Origin of the sequence: Owariibacterium komagatae (assembly GCF_045865535.1) — a bacterium.
Classification (GTDB): Bacteria; Bacillota; Clostridia; order Oscillospirales; family Ruminococcaceae; genus Ruthenibacterium; species Ruthenibacterium komagatae.
In genome coordinates this window covers 1,144,777-1,163,322 of sequence record NZ_AP031406.1, presented here as the reverse complement: position 1 = coordinate 1,163,322, position 18,546 = coordinate 1,144,777, and the positions used below count along the sequence as shown (strand labels likewise).

Annotated in this window: 16 protein-coding genes; all 16 read left to right on the top strand. The window is 50.2% G+C overall.

Going from position 1 to position 18,546, the window contains the following annotated elements:
• Positions 1–226: 226 nt before the first annotated feature.
• The 16 genes from ACKTS9_RS05835 (at position 227) to ACKTS9_RS05760 (ending at position 18,512) form a co-directional block, all read left to right on the top strand.
• Positions 227–1,531 (top strand): ABC transporter substrate-binding protein, encoded by a 1,305-nt coding sequence (locus ACKTS9_RS05835; RefSeq protein WP_349217235.1) that lies wholly within the window; start codon positions 227–229, stop codon positions 1,529–1,531.
• Between the two features lie 141 nt (positions 1,532–1,672).
• Positions 1,673–2,617 carry a carbohydrate ABC transporter permease gene (locus tag ACKTS9_RS05830; protein WP_407879495.1) on the top strand — a complete coding sequence of 315 codons (945 nt, stop codon included), beginning with the start codon at positions 1,673–1,675 and terminating at the stop codon, positions 2,615–2,617.
• 246 nt (positions 2,618–2,863) lie between these two features.
• A complete protein-coding gene (locus tag ACKTS9_RS05825) occupies positions 2,864–3,502 on the top strand; it encodes a carbohydrate ABC transporter permease (RefSeq protein WP_407879493.1) in 639 nt (212 codons plus the stop codon).
• 90 nt (positions 3,503–3,592) lie between these two features.
• The gene (locus ACKTS9_RS05820) at positions 3,593–4,087 is read left to right on the top strand and encodes a GNAT family N-acetyltransferase (RefSeq protein WP_407879491.1); all 495 of its coding nucleotides are present in this window, start codon (positions 3,593–3,595) and stop codon (positions 4,085–4,087) included.
• Positions 4,088–4,183: 96 nt separating this feature from the next.
• The gene (gene murQ / locus ACKTS9_RS05815) at positions 4,184–5,077 is read left to right on the top strand and encodes an N-acetylmuramic acid 6-phosphate etherase (protein ID WP_407879488.1); all 894 of its coding nucleotides are present in this window, start codon (positions 4,184–4,186) and stop codon (positions 5,075–5,077) included.
• A gap of 13 nt (positions 5,078–5,090) precedes the next feature.
• Positions 5,091–6,020 (top strand): BadF/BadG/BcrA/BcrD ATPase family protein, encoded by a 930-nt coding sequence (locus ACKTS9_RS05810; protein WP_349215517.1) that lies wholly within the window; start codon positions 5,091–5,093, stop codon positions 6,018–6,020.
• Positions 6,021–6,065: 45 nt separating this feature from the next.
• Positions 6,066–7,928 (top strand): beta-N-acetylhexosaminidase, encoded by a 1,863-nt coding sequence (locus tag ACKTS9_RS05805; RefSeq protein WP_349215519.1) that lies wholly within the window; start codon positions 6,066–6,068, stop codon positions 7,926–7,928.
• Positions 7,929–8,241: 313 nt separating this feature from the next.
• Positions 8,242–10,509 (top strand): alpha-N-acetylglucosaminidase TIM-barrel domain-containing protein, encoded by a 2,268-nt coding sequence (locus tag ACKTS9_RS05800; RefSeq protein ID WP_349215520.1) that lies wholly within the window; start codon positions 8,242–8,244, stop codon positions 10,507–10,509.
• Positions 10,510–10,613: 104 nt separating this feature from the next.
• Positions 10,614–11,732 (top strand): substrate-binding domain-containing protein, encoded by a 1,119-nt coding sequence (locus ACKTS9_RS05795; RefSeq protein WP_349215522.1) that lies wholly within the window; start codon positions 10,614–10,616, stop codon positions 11,730–11,732.
• 19 nt (positions 11,733–11,751) lie between these two features.
• Entirely contained in the window at positions 11,752–12,798 is a 1,047-nt protein-coding gene (locus ACKTS9_RS05790) for a hypothetical protein (RefSeq protein ID WP_349215524.1), read from the top strand.
• A 23-nt stretch (positions 12,799–12,821) separates the two neighbouring features.
• Positions 12,822–13,571, top strand: a complete 750-nt coding sequence (locus tag ACKTS9_RS05785; protein WP_349215525.1) for a sugar isomerase domain-containing protein — start codon at positions 12,822–12,824, stop codon at positions 13,569–13,571.
• A gap of 57 nt (positions 13,572–13,628) precedes the next feature.
• Positions 13,629–14,345, top strand: coding sequence for a hypothetical protein (locus ACKTS9_RS05780; RefSeq protein ID WP_349215526.1), 717 nt, complete (start codon positions 13,629–13,631; stop codon positions 14,343–14,345).
• Positions 14,346–14,364: 19 nt separating this feature from the next.
• The gene (locus ACKTS9_RS05775) at positions 14,365–15,444 is read left to right on the top strand and encodes a Gfo/Idh/MocA family protein (RefSeq protein WP_349215527.1); all 1,080 of its coding nucleotides are present in this window, start codon (positions 14,365–14,367) and stop codon (positions 15,442–15,444) included.
• A gap of 38 nt (positions 15,445–15,482) precedes the next feature.
• Entirely contained in the window at positions 15,483–16,214 is a 732-nt protein-coding gene (locus tag ACKTS9_RS05770) for an SIS domain-containing protein (RefSeq protein WP_349215528.1), read from the top strand.
• A gap of 10 nt (positions 16,215–16,224) precedes the next feature.
• Positions 16,225–17,160, top strand: coding sequence for a ribokinase (locus ACKTS9_RS05765; protein ID WP_349215530.1), 936 nt, complete (start codon positions 16,225–16,227; stop codon positions 17,158–17,160).
• A gap of 119 nt (positions 17,161–17,279) precedes the next feature.
• Complete coding sequence (locus ACKTS9_RS05760; protein ID WP_349215532.1) at positions 17,280–18,512, top strand: AGE family epimerase/isomerase; 1,233 nt, start codon at positions 17,280–17,282, stop codon at positions 18,510–18,512.
• Positions 18,513–18,546 lie beyond the last annotated feature (34 nt).

Genomic DNA, 18,546 nt, shown 5'->3' with positions numbered 1-18,546 from the left:
TATTTTGTCGGCACAAAGACTTGCGTGTGATGATGAAAACTCGGTGTCTGCTTTAAAAAGAACGAGAACGACAGTGCGGTGCAGAATCTGCAGACAAAGATGAAATGTTTTAGATGGAAGCTGTGTGCGAAGATACAAAGTAGATATAAGTATAAGTGGTTTACTAAAACGCGAAACGAGGAGTTTCAAAAGTTCGAAATTGTGCAACAAGAGAGGAGTATGAATTATGAAAAAAATCCTGGCAGCGGTGCTTGCTTTCACGATGGCACTGTCTTTGGTTGCTTGTGGCGGTGGTACCGAATCCGGTGGTGCGGAAGGGACGAAAGAAAAAATCACGGTTTGGCACATCCAGCCTGAGGACACAGACGAAACTTCTTATCATCAAAGACTTCTGAAATGGGCAGAAGAATTCAATGCGGAACACACTGATATTGAAGTGGAGGTTTCCGGTGCCAAATCCATTGACGTTATCCTGACGACAATTGCGGGCGGCGACACTCCTGATATTTTTGAGAACAACTGGAACATGGCTCCTTCGTGGGCGGATAAGGGCGCGTTGCTGGATTTGACGGACTACGTCAACAATGACACCGAATGGAACAAAGATGACTTCTTTGATGCAGCATGGGAACTTTGCACCTACAACGATCGGATTTACAGTGTTCCCCGTTTGGCTTCTACAACGGTTATGACTTATCGGCCTGACCTGCTGGCGGAAGCAGGTTGGGATCATTTCCCCAAAGATACGGACGAACTGCTGCAGTGTGCCATTGACTGCACGAAAGTCGATGAGGATGGCACTATCGTGCAGATGGGCTTTATCCCCGATTACTACTGGCTGGATAACGTTCTGTGGCCTGCAGCTTTTGGAGCAACATGGATGGACGGCGATCAGCCGAACTTCAACAACGAGCGGATCATCGCTGCTTATGAATTCCAGAAAAAGATTTTTGATGAATTTGGCTATGACAACGTACGGCGTTTTGTAGATACTTTTGGACACTATGCGACCACAGAAGATCCTCTTTTCAAAGGCAAAGTTGCTATGCACTGGGCACCTTGTGAGAACCTGGACGAAATGAGCGAGTATGGCCAGGGCATTGATTGGGAACTGGCTCCGATGCCGGTGGCTCCGGACGGCCAGGGCGGTCAGATGCTGTCCTGCGGCGTATGGGAAGTCAATGCCAAAACCAAAAACCCGGATGCAGCTTGGGAAGTTCTGTCTTCTTTGACCAGTGCCGAAACGCAGAAAAATCTTTCTGAAGGCGATTTCAACAACGGTGCTTATTATTCCCGCAAGAGTGCTTTGGAATATGTTGTAGATGAGCTGGACGTGGACACTGCTGTGAAAGAGACTGCCAGCATCTTCTTGAATCAGGATTTGTATCACTTCCCCATGCTGAGCTATACAAATGAATATCTTGACGCCATCAACACGGAAATGGTTCAGGCTTTAATGGGTAACACAACGGTGGAAGAGGCAGCCGCAAGGGTTCAGGAACAGATGGAAGAGATTGCAAATAATAGTTAAAAGGTGCTTGTCATCTTCTGATTTGAAACAATCTTCTAAATTTTTCCGGAGGCATGAGGTGGGCAACTCACCTCCGCCTCCGGATTTTTATATCTCATAACGACCTTTTATGAAGAATGGAATTAAAAGGAGATGTTATCTATGGAGAATTTGGGGAAAACGAAAGTTAAACGAAAATGGTCCAGATCGGAGCGGCGCTTCTTCTGGACGGGTTTGCTTTTTGTTTCTCCTTGGCTGATTGGCTTTTTGGCATTTAACATTTATCCAATTTGCTCGGCGATTTATTATAGTTTTACAGACTTCAGCGTTTTCAGCGCCCCCAATTGGATCGGCCTGAAAAACTACATTGATCTGATGCACGATGATCTGTTCTGGCAATCGCTTGGAAACACGGTGTATATGTGCCTGGTTGGCCTGCCGCTCAATTTAATTGCCGCCCTGGGCCTGGCGATGCTCCTTCACCAAAAGTTGAAGGGCCGTCCGGTATTCCGCACAATCTTTTATTTGCCTACGGTTGTCCCTGTTGTAGCAAGCGTCATGCTGTTTATGTGGATCCTGAATCCGGAATACGGCCTGATTAATATGTTCCTCGGTCTGTTCGGGATTACCGGACCGTCCTGGCTTTCTGACCCGCGCTACACCAAGCTGGCGCTGGTGATGATGGACATCTGGCGGTGCGGCGGTACGATGATTATTTTCCTGTCTGCGTTGGAAAGCGTTCCCCAGACTTTCTACGAAGCGGCCGATATAGACGGTGCGAATGCATGGACCAAATTCCGCAAAATCACAGTACCGTGCATTGCGCCGACCATTCAGTTCAACCTGATCATCGGCCTGATTAATACCTTCCAATATTTCACGCAGGCGTTGGTTTTGGGCAGGCTTTCTCCGTCCTATGTCACGTCGTTTGGCGGCCCGGAAAATTCGGTGATGTTCTATTCGCTGTACCTCTATACCAAAGGCTTTGCCAATTTGCGTATGGGCTATGCCAGCGCCATGGCGCTGATCCTGTTTGTAGTTGTCATGATTGTATCGTTCTTTACGCTGCGCTTTACAGAGAACCAAATCAACTACGATGTGGAGTAAATCATACAGAAAGGAAATGGGACAATGAAAGTTGCGACAAGACAAAATTCCTGGGGAAGAACGTCCAAAAGGGTCAAAAGACTTTTTGCTTACATGGTTATGATCCTTTTTTCGCTTATTTTCTTCATGCCGCTTTACTGGATGGTAACCACTGCGCTGAAGGACCCGACGGTAATTTTTTTGAACCCGCCGCAGATGATTCCCCTCGATCCCCAGTGGGGGAATTTTAAGGAAGTATTTCGGCGCATGCCGGTACTCACCGAGACGCTCAATACTTTGATCGTGTCCATTCTTCCGGTGATCGGCGAACTGTTTTCTGCGCCGATGGTCGCGTATTCTCTGACGAAGATTCCCTGGAAGGGCGGAAAGTACATTTTCCCTGTCATTTTGGCTACAATGATGATTCCGTGGCAGGTTACGCAGATCCCGATGTTCAGCACCTGGAGTCGACTGGGTCTGGTGAATACGTTTGTTCCTCTGGTTCTGCCCGCGTTTTTTGGCGGCGCATATTATGTTTACCTAATGCGGCAGTTTATCAAAGGTCTGCCGGACAGCGTGGTTGAGGCGGCGCGCATCGACGGTGCCGGTGAACTGCAGATCCTTTATCGCATTGTATACCCCATGTGCAAACCGGTTTTGACTACGATCAGCGTTCTGATTTTCATGTCCAGTTGGAACGATTTGAACGGCCCGCTGCTTTATCTGCAGGACAGCTCGAAATATACGCTCTCCATTGGTCTGCAGATGTTTGCGGCAGGCTCCAGAAACGAATGGGCGTTGCTGATGGCATCCAGTACGGTTGTTACCATCCCGTTGATCCTTCTGTTCTTTGTTGCACAAAAACAGATCCTCAGCGGAATCGCCGTTACTTCGGGCCTGAAATAAACAAATCGTTTTGCGGAGATGGTTTTGTGCGTGTGTTCGCGCAAAACCATCTCGCAGCGACCGGGAAAAACGAAGAAAGAGGTGTTTTCCATGCAGAATATGCTGGTGGATTTATTAGCATTGCCGGATTCCCGTCCGGTTTATGAGGAATTGAAAAGCAAGGGAATTGTAATACGCCGCGCTCTGGCACCGGACAAGAAATTGGTGTGCGATTTCGTCCGCAGAACCTTCAGTGAATGTGCGGTCGGTGAAGCAGAAGCTTCCTTTGCGCGGAAACCTGTCAGCCTTTTTATCGCTACCGAACAGGAGCGACTGGTGGGTTTTGCCTGCTATGAGGCGACTGCGCCGGATTTCTTTGGCCCTACTGCGGTGGAGAAAGACCATCGGGGCATGGGAATTGGAAAGGCACTTCTGCTGCGAAGCATGGAGGCCATGCGAGATGAACTGGGATATGTTTACGCCATCATAGGTGGAGTGGGGCCGATTCCGTTTTACGAAAAAAGTGTGGGTGCAAGGGTGATCCCCAACAGTGATCCGAGCATTTACAGAGATTTTATGACACCCAAACAAAAAGAGAAACCATAATCCGGTGCAACCGGTTTGAGAATGGTTGCGGACCGAGGAAAAACGCAGGCACCTGGGATGCCTGCAGAATGATAAACCGAAATAGCGGAGGTAGACATGCCGGACCTGAATCAGTTGATTACCGAAAGCGTGAATCCGGACACCGTTCGGATCGACGAGTGCTCTACGGAAGAAATGTTATATATGATCAACCGGGAGGACTGCAAAGTAGCGCCTGCAGTGCGGGAGCAGATTCCGCAGATCGCAAAAGCAGTCGATTTGATTTACCAGGCAATGCGGAAAGGTGGCCGGCTTTTCTATGTGGGGGCCGGTACTTCCGGAAGACTGGGCTTTTTGGATGCCTTTGAATGTCCCCCTACGTATGGAGTTGATCCGCAGCTTGTTCAGGCTTGTGTGGCAGGCGGTGATCTGTACCGGGAGTCCGAAGGATGCGAAGACAATGCCCAGGAAGGCGCGGCACTGATTTCGGAGCGGGGTGTGACCGAACGGGACGTGGTAGTTGGCATCAGTGCCAGCGGAAGTGCAGCCTATGTGGTCAGCGCTTTGAGAGCAGCGAGAAAAGTCGGCGCCGGTACCGTTGGGCTTACCAACAATCAGAACAATGGGTTTGAACAGGAGTGCGACGTCTGTATTGCGCCGGTCTGTGGTCCGGAAGTGATCAGTGGTTCCACGCGCATGAAAGCAGGTACTTCCCAGAAGCTGGTATTGAACATGTTGACGACCGCCGTTATGGTCCGGCTGGGAAAGGTCTATGGGAATCGAATGGTAGATGTGCAGGTGACCAATCAAAAACTGGTGCATCGTTCGATTCGTATGATTGCTGAAATTACCGGCGTGTCGGAGCCTGATGCGGAAACATGGCTGAACAGGACCAATGGAAATGTAAAACAAGCGATTTTCTGCATTTTGTCGGGGAAGGACCCGAAAACAGCGCAACGATGCCTGGAAAAAAATCATGGCGTCTTAAAGGATGCTTTGAAACATTTATGAAAAGGGCGAAACAATGGGCAGGTATGTGATTGGAATCGACGGTGGCGGAACCGCGGCAAAAGGCTTGACCGTCAGTGAAACAGGTGAAATTCTCTGCCGGTTTCAGGGCGGAACAACCAATTATAATGGGGCAGTCAAAGCACAGGTGGACCGCAATATGCGTGAACTGCTGCGCAGTGCGCAGGGAAGCTGTTCAGCGGCGGACTGTCAGGCCATTTGTATCGGCAGTGCGGGCGTCAATAATTCAGTTGCTGCTGCTTTTTTGAGACAGGCAGTGCGTGAAGCCGGGTTTACCTGTCCGCTTCAAATTGTTGCAGATTCAGTGACTGCGCATGCCGGTGCACTGGATGGGAACGCGGGAATTGTTTTGATTGCGGGGACCGGCTCCATCTGTTTTGCTCAAAGGGAAACCGGTGAACAGTTGCAGATTGGCGGCAATGGTCACCTCATCGATGATGGCGGCAGCGGTTATGATCTTTCCATACAGATGTTGCGGGCGGTTGTTAAGGCCCAGGATGGAAGGGCGCCTGCAACCATTTTACAGGATTTGGTGCTGGAGCATTTGAAGCTTGCGGATGTAAGTTTTTTGATCGACTGGCTGTACGATGAAAAACGCACCAAAAAGGAAATTGCTGCGCTGGCTGTCTCGCTGGACAGGGCTTTACAGCACCAGGATCAGGCTGCACAGAAAATTGTGCAGAATGCGGCAGCCTCGCTGGCTGAGCTGGCATTGCCGGCAATCTCTTTTTTGAATGGCCGCGCGGCGCTTGCGCTCTCAGGAAGTGTTCTGAAGAAGAACGCGGCTGTACGCGATTCACTGATACACTGTTTGAGAGAACGTTATCCTGAAGAAGATCAGCTCGTGCTGATCTCCCCGAAACATGAAGCAGATTACGGTGCGGTGCTGTTGGCAAAACGCCTCGCTCACCGCAATATCCCTTGACCTAAGACAGGCCAAACATTAGAAATACGGAAGGAGAAGGTGTCAATGAAACAGGTGAAGATCTTTCCAGAGCGTATTCCCGAGGATTTGAAAGCTGGCCTGTATGAGATTGCGGAACACGAGGGGTTCTGCCTTTGTGAGGAAGGGGTCCGCATTACAGCCGAGCCGGGAGAGCATTTTGAGGTTTGCGGAAAAAATCATACCCTGAATGTCCGTTATCAAAAGCGTGCGCAGTTTTTCCGCGCCCTGTCTTACCTGAAAGAAGCGGAAGATTTTGAAATGAATCAGCAGCCGGTATTTCAGCACAATGGTGCAATGCTGGACTGTTCGCGGAATGCGGTATTAACGCCGCAGACCTTTCGGCTGATGCTGCGAAAGATGGCCTTGATGGGATTGGATACGGCCATGCTGTATACGGAGGATACCTATGAACTTCCGGGGCATCCCTATTTTGGCTATCTTCGTGGAAGATATACGCAGCAGGAACTTCGTGACTTGGATCAGTACGCCGCCAGCCTCGGCATAGAACTGATTCCCTGCATACAGACGCTGGGCCATTTGGAACGTGCGCTTCACTGGCCCCAAATCGACTCTGATTTGCGGGACACGGCGGATATCTTAATGGTTGGCGAAGAAAAGGTCTATGTGCTGATCGATCAGATGCTACGCTTTGCCGCGGAAACCTTTCAGACCCAAAACATCCATATTGGAATGGATGAAGCGTGGACGCTGGGGCTTGGAAATTATCGGTTTAAACACGGCATTACACCGGCTGAAAAACTGATGAAGCAGCATTTGAGCCGTGTGCATGAGATTGCCAAAAAGTATTCTCTGAAGCCGATGATGTGGAGCGATATGTATTTCCGCACCATCTCTACAACAGGTTCTTACTACGATGTGCCGGGCGAGATACCGCAGAACATCATCGATGCTGCCGATGAGGAGATCCCGCTTGTTTATTGGGATTACTACCACGAAGATCCGGCTTTTTACGATCGTTTTGTTCGTTTGCACACTGCATTTCACTCCCCGTTGGCTTTTGCCGGCGGTGTTTGGACGTGGATCGGACCGGCACCGGCCATGGACAAAATGATTCGAGTCACCCTGCCGGCGCTTCAGAAATGCGCAGAGTATGGCATTCGGAGAGTATTTGCAACCGCCTGGGGAGATGACGGCGCAGAGACAAACCTTCTGACGGCTCTTTACGGGCTACAGGTTTTTGCGGAGTTTGATTATTCTCAAAACGACTGCCTTGCCCATTTGGCCGCACGGTTTGAAGCATGTACCGGAGAAAAAGCGGATGCTTTTGCTCATTTGTCGGATTTCAACAATCTGCCCGGCACGCTTCCGAAAACCAATGATCCGGTAAATGCCGCGAAGTTTTTACTGTATGAGGATCCTCTGTTGCCCTTGTTTGACGCGGACATAAACGGTAGGGATTTTTCGGGCCATTATTATGCGTTGCAAAAGCAGTATGCCGCTTTCCACAGTGATGAACCGTGCTTTGAAGCGCTGTACCGTTTTTATGAAGTGCTTGCGGAACTGCTTGCTGCCCGGTGTGCGTGGAGAATTGTTGCGCCTTCGGCCCAAAAGAATTCGCCGGTGGCGGCACAAGCCGCAGACTCCGCGAAGCACATTGCGGAGCTGTACAGAAAATGCAAAGCGGTGTGGCAGAAATTGTGGGAACAGACAAATCGCCCATATGGCTTTGAAATCATTGATGTGAGACTCTCCGGTGCGGCGGGGCGATTTGAGACCGCTGCTGAGCAGATGCGGCGTTTGGCAAGAGGGGAAATTGATCAGATTGAAACACTTTCCTGCCCAAAGCTGCCCTATGTCACGGATGAGAGCGGACGATTCAGCGGTTGCTATGCATGGAACCAGTGCATTTCTGCCTGTCGTATCTAAGTGTGTTTGAATTTGTGTAAAAATACATTTTTGGATGTGTATTTTACATTATATCGATAAATTTTCATTGAAAAACATCTCCAAATGCTGTTATATAAGCAGTTGCTTGTTGTTATAAAATAACATAATACTGTTGAAAAAACATTATCGTACATTATAATAAATGGTGTAGAATAGTGTTTTGAAGAGGCGAAACAACTATATATAGTGACAAAATGACATTAAAACGTTAAAATTCTTCAAAAATACTTTCCGCACAGGCCTTGAATGTTTAAACGCATTTTGAAATGAAAAGTAGAGCAGAGGTATGAATATGCTGAAAATCATTATGCCGGAAGGAACGGAGAGCGCGTATAGAATTGCAGCTCAAATCTTTCAGGATCTGTATCGTTCCGTCACAGGAATATGCTTGCCGATCGAGAAGGCAAACGCGGCAGAACCGCAGGATGATATGGTGGTGATTGGCGATACGGATGTAAATGCGTTATCAAGGTATGCCTATTTGGAAGGATGGCTTCCGGAAAGCGGAGTGGCACCCGGAACAGACGGATACGCAATGACCTCTGTGGAACGGAACGGCTGTTCGCTGCTTTTTTTGCGTGGTGGCAGGGGACGGAGCACGCTGTATGCGGTTTATGACTTTTTCGAGCGCCGGGCAGGATGCCGCTATTTTTGGGATGGCGATGTGATTTTGCACCGAACGGAACTTTCCATTGGGGACCTGGATGTGCTGGAAAAGCCGGACTTTTCTTTGCGGGGAATCCGCTACTTTGCACACCGGGGCCTGCATCGTTTTCAAGCGGAACATTGGGGGTTGGAAGACTGGAAAAAAGAAATTGACTGGCTTGTAAAGCGCCGGTTGAACATGTTCATGCTGCGCATTGGCATTGACGATTTGTTCCAAAAGGCATTCCCCGACACGGTGGAATATCCGTCGGCGCAAGGGGAGCTTCCGGAAGTGGGAGAGGGCTATGATGCCCGCACACTTTTTTGGTCGCTGCAATACCGCGGGTGGCTGCGCCGTCAGGTTTTGAACTATGCGTTTGAACGGGATCTGCTGCATCCGGAGGACTGCGGCACAATGACGCACTGGTACAGCAGAACGCCGGTTTCGTTTTTGGAGAAAACAAATCCGCAGTTTATTCCGCAGATATCGAATGTTTACAACCAGCCAACCGGGCGCGTCTGGGATATTCGTGAAGACGAAAATATGGACCGTTATTTTCAACTGACCAGGACGCACGTTGAACAATACGGGCAGCCGCGGCTGTTTCATACCATCGGTTTGGCGGAAAGAATGTGTTCTGCGGACCGGGACGTGAATATGCGCTTTAAGAAAATGGCGTATGAGCGCATTTTGTCACGGGTTGAACGAGAGTGGCCAGGGGCGCCGGTTTTGATTGCAAGCTGGGATTTTGTGATGAACTGGTATCCGGATGAAGTCAGGGAGCTGTTGAAAACACTGGACCCGAAACGGCACATTGCTTTCGATTACACAGCGGATTCCTGCGATGCGGAAAACAATTACAAAACATGGGGCTTTTATCAAAAATATCCATGGATCTTCGGTATTTTCCACGCATTTGAACCGTGCAGTGATATACGAGGCAATTATCAGGAGCTGTCGTGGAGACTGGATGAGGCCAGAAATGACTTTATGTGTCAGGGGCTCGTATTCTGGCCGGAATTGTCCCATTCCGATACGCTGATGTTGGAATTCTTTTCGCGCAGCGCCTGGTCGAAAGTGGACGATGACACCTTCTTGGAGAATTTTTGCCGCAGCCGTTATGGCCAGACAATGGATTTGTACCCGGCATGGATCGCTTTATGGCCGATGCTGCCGCTTCGGGTTTGGACACTGAACCGGGAAGAGGCTATTGAAGATATCCATCAGGAATATTTCTTTGATGTGCTGGGATGTGAAAGGCTGCGCCGTTGGACACCGCAGGTCCTTGCCAATTTGGAAAAAGAGGCAAAACAGCTGCCCCGGCTGCTGGCGCAAACGGCAAAGGTTTTGGATGCCTTGGCACAGGCGGAGTTTGACAGAACCGCGTTTCATCGGCGCGACAGCGTGGACATTGCTCGAACAGCGTTGGGAAGAACGGCCAACGCCATGTTGCTTTGGATCATCTGTCACGCGGCCCGTGGAGAATGGAACGAGGAACTGAGTGAGTCCTATCAACAGTTGCTGAACTTTTTGTGTGATGTTTTGGATACGCATCCGGATTATTCGCAAAGCAGATCTCTGGAACTTCTGCGTGCGGAATGTCCGGTCAACGACCGGTTTGAAATTTCATTCAAAAAGAATCTGGCAAACAGCTACAGCCGCGGATATGCCAGCGAGTTTATGCGGTGGCTCTGCATCCCCGAAAATCAGCTGTTCTTTGCGTGGCTCAAAAAAAGCGCATCGGCAGGATGTCCGGCGAACGATGCTGAGTTGATGGCAGCCGGGAAAACGGCTTTTCAGAATTATCTGAAAAAGCCTTTGCGGGAGATGGAACCGGTGTTTCAACCGCTTCACCGTGAGACGCTGAAAAAGGCGGCACATTGCCTGAGCGCACTTGCGGACAGTATGGAATAATAGATGCTTAAAAAATATGACAGGTCAATGAAACAGGATGTTGTGATTTCCTGATCCTCATATACATAACAGATGACGCTGTGTATCAAAGGAGAAAACGGATTATGAACATAGAAGAAAATATGATTTTAAAAAACATGTCTCGCACGGCACAGGTTCAGTACACCATTCAGACAGAGATTTTAAAAAAGGTGTACGGCGAGTCGGGTGCTCCATTTTTGACCACGCGGGAATTGGCAAAACGATATTCTGTTTCGGTCGTGACTGCGCAGCACATCATGGTTTCACTTCGGGACGAAGGATACATTAAGTTGTGCGGTAAAAAGTACTTTTTGGACTATGCCAAACATGAACAGCACTTGGAAGAGCGGACGCATGTGATTGGCGTACTGCTTCCCAATATCAGCAACGAATTTTATGCTGCGGTGGCCAGAACGATTCGGCTCATGGCTGAAAAGAGAGACTATCAGGTGGTTGTGATGGACACCAATTATTCCTGTGCGCAGGAACGCCGGTGCATGAAGCTGATGCAGCAGTACGGGGTGACAGGTGTGTTGCTTGCTCCGTGTGTTTCATCTGAAAATAAAAAGTTTTTCTACGACTATCCCATTCCCTGCATGCTGCTGTCACATGCGATTGATGGAAGCAACCGTTCTTCTGTGCAGATTAACAGTTTTCCTGCGATGGATAAAATCGTTCGGCATCTGTTGAAGGAGGGGTTCCGGAATTTCTTGTACCTGGGAACAGAGCAGATCAATCTTTTGGAAGATGATCGTTATTTGGGCTTTTCCACCAGCCTGCAGCGAGAAGGCTATACGCTGGATACCGAAAACATTTTCCAAATGCCGGCAGATCTGTCGGCCGGGCATGAGCGGCTGGCGGAACTGCTGAAGCGTGCACCGAAACCGGTTGCCGCATTTTGTTATCATGATCAGATTGCCGTGGAACTGTACAAAGTTTGCAGGCAGCTGAACATGAGGATCCCCGAAGATGTGGGCATTGTCGGATTTGACGACCTGCCAATGACGACATGCATTGTTCCGCCGCTCACAACGGTACGCTATCGCATTCCTACCATGGTGGAAATTGCGCTGGATCAGCTTTTGAAAGAAGCCGAAACAGGCGTACATGTTTGCGACAATTATTATGTGGAGCCCACATTGATTACAAGAGAAAGCACGGCACTGTCGAAAAAAAGCAATCCGCATTCTACAGAAAAATAAATGAAAGAAGGAAAGAAGGATGGCAATTAAACATACCGGCGTAAGTTATTACGGCCTCAACTATGCCGAGCATGCAGAGCAGGATTTTGAAGAAATGGTGCAGCATGGCTGTGACACCGTGATTTTGGCGATTACCGAATTTGATATGGATTTCTGGTTTCCCAACATTGAATCCATCGTTCAGTGTGCCCACAAAGTCGGTTTGAGAGTGCTTGCCGATCTCTGGGGAATCGGCAAGTATTTTGGCGGAGAACCGGTCAGCCTGTTTTTGCAGAACAATATCCATCACCGGCAGGTTTCGGCTTTTACAGGGGAAGTTTTACCCAATGTATGCTTTAATACCAATTCGTTCCGGGATTATTTCAAAGACCTTTGCCTGAAGCTTGCAAAAAACACAAGTGTGGATGGTTTCTTCTGGGATGAACCGCATTATGCACTGCCGAAAAGCTATGCCTCCATTACAGGTGGAGCGGGAGATGACTGGGCCTGCCGTTGCCCGGAATGCATGGAAAAATTTAAGCGCTATTACGGATACGAAATGCCGCGCATCATGAACAGCGATGTGAAGCAGTTCCGCTGGAGAGAAGCATTGACTACTCTGTCGGAAACAAGCAAGGCGCTGAAAGAGTACAACCCCGATCTGGAAATCACCTGCTGCGTACACGCGACTATCAATACTTATTATGTTACCGAGCAGCGTGGCTACGACAATTGGGACATGGTGGCGGCGTGCCCCTATTTTGATGTTTTTGCAAGCACCATTATCAATTGGGAATTGCCGGAAAGCTTTTTCAGGGATGTGACGGAAAGAACCGTGGCAATGGCCCGCAAGTATGGGAAAGAATCCGAACGCTGGCTGATGGGCTATAACAAGCGCCCGGAAGACTGGAAACAAATTGACCGAATCGTGGACCTTTACGAAAATCTGGGAGTGGACCGCCTGTCCACCTGGACTTACCGCGGCGGTTACGGAACCTCGGTAGCCGCGCCGGACCCGCTGCAGCTGTGGGACCATATCGGAGAGAATTACCGGCGCGTCATGAGCAGGTCGGGGGCGGCTCGATAAAAGCTGCGGACAAGGAGAGTTCTATGCTTCAGCAGGAATATGTCCAAAAAGTATGTGAACGCATCAATTGGATCGCACAGACGGAAAAGGAGCCGATTCGGCAGGCAGCGGGCCTGTTGGCAGATGCGATCTGCCGTGATCGGCTGATTTACGTATTTGGCGCGGGCGGGCATACTTCTTTGGCAGTGGGAGAAATGTTCTTTCGTGTGGGCGGTCTGGCAAATATTTATCCGATTTGCGAGCATGGCCTCAGCGCTTTAAGCTGCGCGCGAACCTTTCTTGCGCTGGAGAGATGCAAAGGTCTTGGCGGTTCGTTGATCGAGGCATCCGGACTCGGAAAAGATGACGTTCTGCTTGTGATCCATACGATCGGCGTGAATGCGAGTTGCATCGATGCAGCACTTAAAGCAAAAGAATTGGGCGCGAATGTCATTGGGATTGCCAGTTCCCATTGGCAGGACGAGACGCCGCAAGGTGCGGTGATACGCCATGAGAGCGGAAAAAATTTAAGGGATGTCGCGGACATTTTCGTCGACGATGGAAACACGGTTGCGGACGCAGTTCTCAACAAGCCGGCGCTGAAAACTCCGGTAGGGCCCGTTTCGGGAATCGGCACCTTTGCTTTGTGCCGAATCATGGAACTGGAAGCGATCGATATCTGTCTGGAACGGGGAATAGAACCGCCTATATGGAACAACGCCAATACCCCGCGGGGAACACAGCAGAATGAACGGCTTTTAGCGCGCTTTTCGCCAAGAATACCGGCCCTTTGAGCGTTACGGAAATCATCAGAGATCATTTTTTTCTCAGTAGAACAGGAGTGAGTTTTTATGAATCTGCAGCAATGCGAGGAAAAACTGCAGCTGCTCATGCGGAAATATGGGGTGGAGGCTTCTTCTCGCCCGAAACTGATGCAGCGCGACGGGATTTTCTACCTGGAAGAACAGGACGGGGAGATTCCGTTGCTGCCCTGGCGGCAGGAGCGCCGCTTTACCGAGATGCATGCCTTGAAAAACAGCGGACGGGCAGGAGTGCCCACGGTTCTCCGCAGCCAGCGGCTGGTGGAGCGAAACCGGCCGCTGGCTGCGGAACTGTTGCGTGAACTGGACCTGTGCCAGTGGTTGATGGACAGCACGGTAAAATCTGTCTGCGCATTCAGCGGCGGAACGGCATGGAACATCATTGTAACGCTGGAAAGTCAGGCGGTTTGCACCATTGAGCTCGCCTGTGCACTGGAGGGCGGTCAGCCGATGATCGACCGGCATGAAATCAATACCCGGCGCGGAGTGATTTGCGATCGTGTGGTAGACACACAGTTGCCGCAGTCTTCTCTTTATGTGTTTACTTCCCAAGGCAGACAGGAGTTCAACGATCTGGATTTCGAACTTTACGGATTGATGCCGGAAGAAGTCAGTCTGGTCCGGGAGGCCTTTGTGGTGCTGCGCGATTCCCAGCAGGAAGAGCGCAGAAATGCTTTCGCGCAGCTGAAAGAGCTGGAAAAGTTGGTTTATCGTTCTGCAGAGCAGGCGCACTGCCTTGCGATGTGAACGGAAAGGAAGGTTAACTATGGATCAGCCAATTAAAATTGCTTTACTTTCGCTGAACCACGGCCACACGCGGAAGTACTACGAGGTTCTGCGGGAGAATCCCAAACTGGAGTTTGTGGCGGCCAGTGCGGCCGATTTGAATACAAAGGAACTGTTTAAGAAGACGGTCCCGGGTGTGCCGGTGTATGACAGCGATGAAGAACTGTTTGACAAGCACCCGGAAATTCAGGCAGCCATTTTGGCTTCGCCCAATTGCGACCACCTTCGTCAGATGCGCCTGTGCGCGGAACGCGGTATTCATATTCTTTCCATGAAAATTCCCACCTTCGATATGGCGGAATACGATGAAATGATTCGTTTGGTGGAGCAGGCGGGAATCGTCTGCCAGGTGGAGCTGGAACTGCATTACAATCCGGTCATGCAGCGCATCAAGGATCTGGAATCACAAAATTCCATTGGAACACTTCTCAGTTTTACAGCAACAAATATCACGCTTTCCCCGGTGTGGGCTTTCCCCTGGCAGGGCGATCCGGCGCAGAGCTTTGGTAAGCGCGTGCCCTTGCGTGACGGCGACGATCGTTTCTGCGGCGGCGCCCTGTGCGATCATCCGCACATTTTTGATATGATTCGCTGGGTCACGCACAGTGAGTTTGATACCATTTATGCACAGGTGGCGCCGAATCTGCGCCCGGATCTGGAAGAAGAGGACATGCTTTCCGTGATCGGCCGGATGAAAAACGGCGTGACTTTCTCGCTGGATCCTTCTTGGTCGCGTATGGAAGAACGCATTCCTGTTCCGGGGCCCGGCTGGGAAGTGTTCCCCAAGCGTATGCAGGTCGACATGACCTTGGTTGGCGATCAGGGAGTGCTTTCGGCCGATTTGTTTGGCCCGAACATTTATCACAATGCCGGACCGGATGACCGCTATCTTGTTCAGTATACTTATTTTGACGAGTGGGTCGGCTTGATCGATGAATTTGTGGACTGCATTGAAAATCACAAGGAGCCAACTATCAATCTGAAATGGCACCAGAACACCATTCGCGCCATGTTGGCTTGTTATAACAGCATTCGTACAGGGCAGCCGGTGAAATTGTAAACACTCCAATTGAAATTCGGATGTTTTGGGAGATCAATATGCTTTATCAGGAATATTATCATAAGGTTCTTCAGGTGCTGGATCATGCGATTGGCGATCAGGCAGAGAAGCTGCAGAAAACAGCGGCACTTGTGGCAGACACCCTTGCTGCCGATGGACTGATTTATCTGTTTGGCTGCGGTCATTCGCATATTGTTGCGGAAGACTTGTTTTATCGGGCGGGTGGTCTTGCACCTGTTTACCCGATTTTGGATTCGGCGCTCATGCTCCACGATGGAGCGGTAAAAAGCAGCTGCCTGGAACGGATGTGCGGGCTGGCGGACCCTTTGTTTAAGCGGTTCCCCATTACGCAGCGCGATATCCTTTTTGTGGTCTCCACTTCAGGTATCAATTCAGTGCCCATCGAGATGGCCAGGTGCGCACAGGAAAAAGGGATAACTGTTGTGACTGTTGTGTCACAAGCATATGCGCAGGACACTTCCCGTCACCCATCCGGAAAGAAACTGAGCGATTTTGCCGATATCGTATTGGACAATGGCGTCTGTCATGGCGATGCGGCAGTGGAAATTGGAACAAGCGGAATTCATGTGGGGCCGATTTCGACGATCTCTGCCTGCACGATCATGCAGGCGATTGTGGTGCAGGCTTCTCAGATGCTCTGGGAAAAGGGCGTGGAACCGCCTGTATATGTGAGCGGAAATGTGCAAGGCGGAATGGAAAAGAATATGGATCTGATTGAGCGCTATCGTTCCCGAATTCGCTTTCTGTGAGGTGAGAGCCATGGAAACCAAGAATGTGGCCAAGGTAGGAGTCATTGGACTCACGGGGCAGACGGCTTTTTTTCAGCTGCATGCATTGCCCCGACCGGGAGAGACTGTGATTAGTCGTCGGCTTTCTTATGAGCCGGGCGGAAAGGGGCATAATCAGGCGGTGGCCTGTGCCCGTGCCGGTGCTTTGGTGGTGTTCCTTGCGGCGGTCGGTCAGGATGCATACGCAGAGGAATGCAAAAGACATCTGGAAAAGGAATCGATCGATGTTCTGTTGCAGCAAAAGGCTGTTCCCACTGCTTTTGCCGCAGTTTCTACCCAGGAAAACGGAGAAAATTTTGTTCAGGTTTTCCCCGGCGCTTCACAGCAGCTTCTGCCCGAGGAGATCCTGTCGGAAGAATCGAAAATGCATATGCAGGGATGCAGGTATCTTCTGTTGCAAAATGAACTCTCCGCTGCATGTTTGGAAGCGGCATTCCGGCTGGCCTCGCAGATCGGTGCCGGGGTGATTTTCAATCCTGCTCCCGCCGGTGAATTTTCACCGGAACTGCTGCGCCAGTGTTTTGTAATTACACCCAATGAAGAAGAGGCAAAATGTATCGCGGGCTTCTCCCCGGATCAAGACGTAACAGACGAGGAGCTTTGGAAAGGCCTCTCGCACGCAGGAGCGCCGCGGGCTGTTGTCACGTTAGGCAAAAGTGGCGTGCTGCTTGCGGACGAGAATGGCTGCCGCAGGGTGAGTGCCTTTTGTGCGGGTTCCGCAGTGGATACGGTGGGTGCAGGGGATGTGTTCAACGGTTCGCTGGCAGCAGAACTTGTGCTGGGCGCAGATCTTGCCGCTGCGGTGCAGTATGCGGTGATTGCCTCAGGAATCAGTGTAACCCGTTTTGGAACGGCAGACAGCTGCCCGTTCCGCAAACAGGTTTTAGAACTGGCAAAAAATATGTAATATTGTGCGTTTGACGCGCGCTTGCCTGGTGCAGTCGTTCCCGGCGGAAGCTTACTGTACTTCCCGCCGGACATTGCCCGGTACATTGTTCAGGGTTGCGAAGAAAGAGGGTTTTTAAAATGGAGAAGCAGGTAGAACAGCTGAAAGAATATCAAAGCTGGGCCAAAGATGAGCTGCGGCGTGCCGTGGATTTTTGGCTGAAAAACGGGATGGATCCTGTAAACGGCGGTGTTTACACCTGCCTTGATCGAGAAGGAAAAATTTATTCCACCGATAAGAGTGTGTGGATGCAGGGGCGTTGCGGCTGGATCTTTTCCTATTTATGCCATGTGTATGGAAAAAAGCAGGAGTGGATGGAAGCCGCCCAAAGCTGCCTGGATTTTATGGAAAAATACTGCATCAATCGGGAGGCAGGCAACCGAATGTATTTTACCGTAACGGCAGATGGAAGGCCGCTTCGGCAGCGCCGTTATTGTTTCAGCGAGGGCTTTTACTGCATGGCGAATGCGGAATATTTTGGCCTGACAAATGACAAGCAGTACATTGAACGCGCCCGTGCTGCGTATGAACTGATTTATCAGCTGAACCACAGATTGATTCAGGATCCCACCGGCCTGGGCCCCAAGACGATCCCGACGACCCGAAGTGGACGGTCATTGGCCGATCCCATGATTTATCTGAACATTACATCCATCATGCGCCGCTGTGATCCGGAGAACAAAGCTTTGTATGACCAGCGTGCCGAAGAGTGCTGCAAAGAAATCCTCACGTATCACTATAAACCGGAGCTGGGGTGTCTGTTGGAAACAGTAGGCTTGGACGGAGAGGTGCAGTCTGAATGCACTGCAGGGCGTATGGTGGACCCGGGGCATGATATTGAATGTGCATGGTTTATGTTGGAAGAGGCAAATTATCTGGGCAGTGAGATGCTGCATGCAAAAGCGCAGAATATATTCGATCAGGCGTTTGAACACGGTTGGGACAAAGAATATGAAGGTCTGCTTTACTTTATCGATTGCATGGGAATGCCTCCGGAGGCATATGAGCATGACATGAAGTTGTGGTGGCCGCAGAACGAGTTGATGATTGCGGCAATGATGCTGTACCGTGATTTGGGTGATGAAAAGTATTTGAAGATTTTTGATAAAACGCTGAATTACTGCAAACGTGTATTTTGCGATCCGCAGTATGGCGAGTGGTACGGCTATCTGCGCCGTGATGGAAAGCCGACCATGCCTCCCTGCAAGGGGTCTACGTTTAAAGGACCCTTCCATGTGCTTCGCATGCTCATTATGGTCGACTGCATGATCGACGAGATTCTGAAGCGGGAATCCAGCCGTGCGTCGATGTGAAAGTCCGCAGGGCGTGTTACAAAACAAGGGAAAG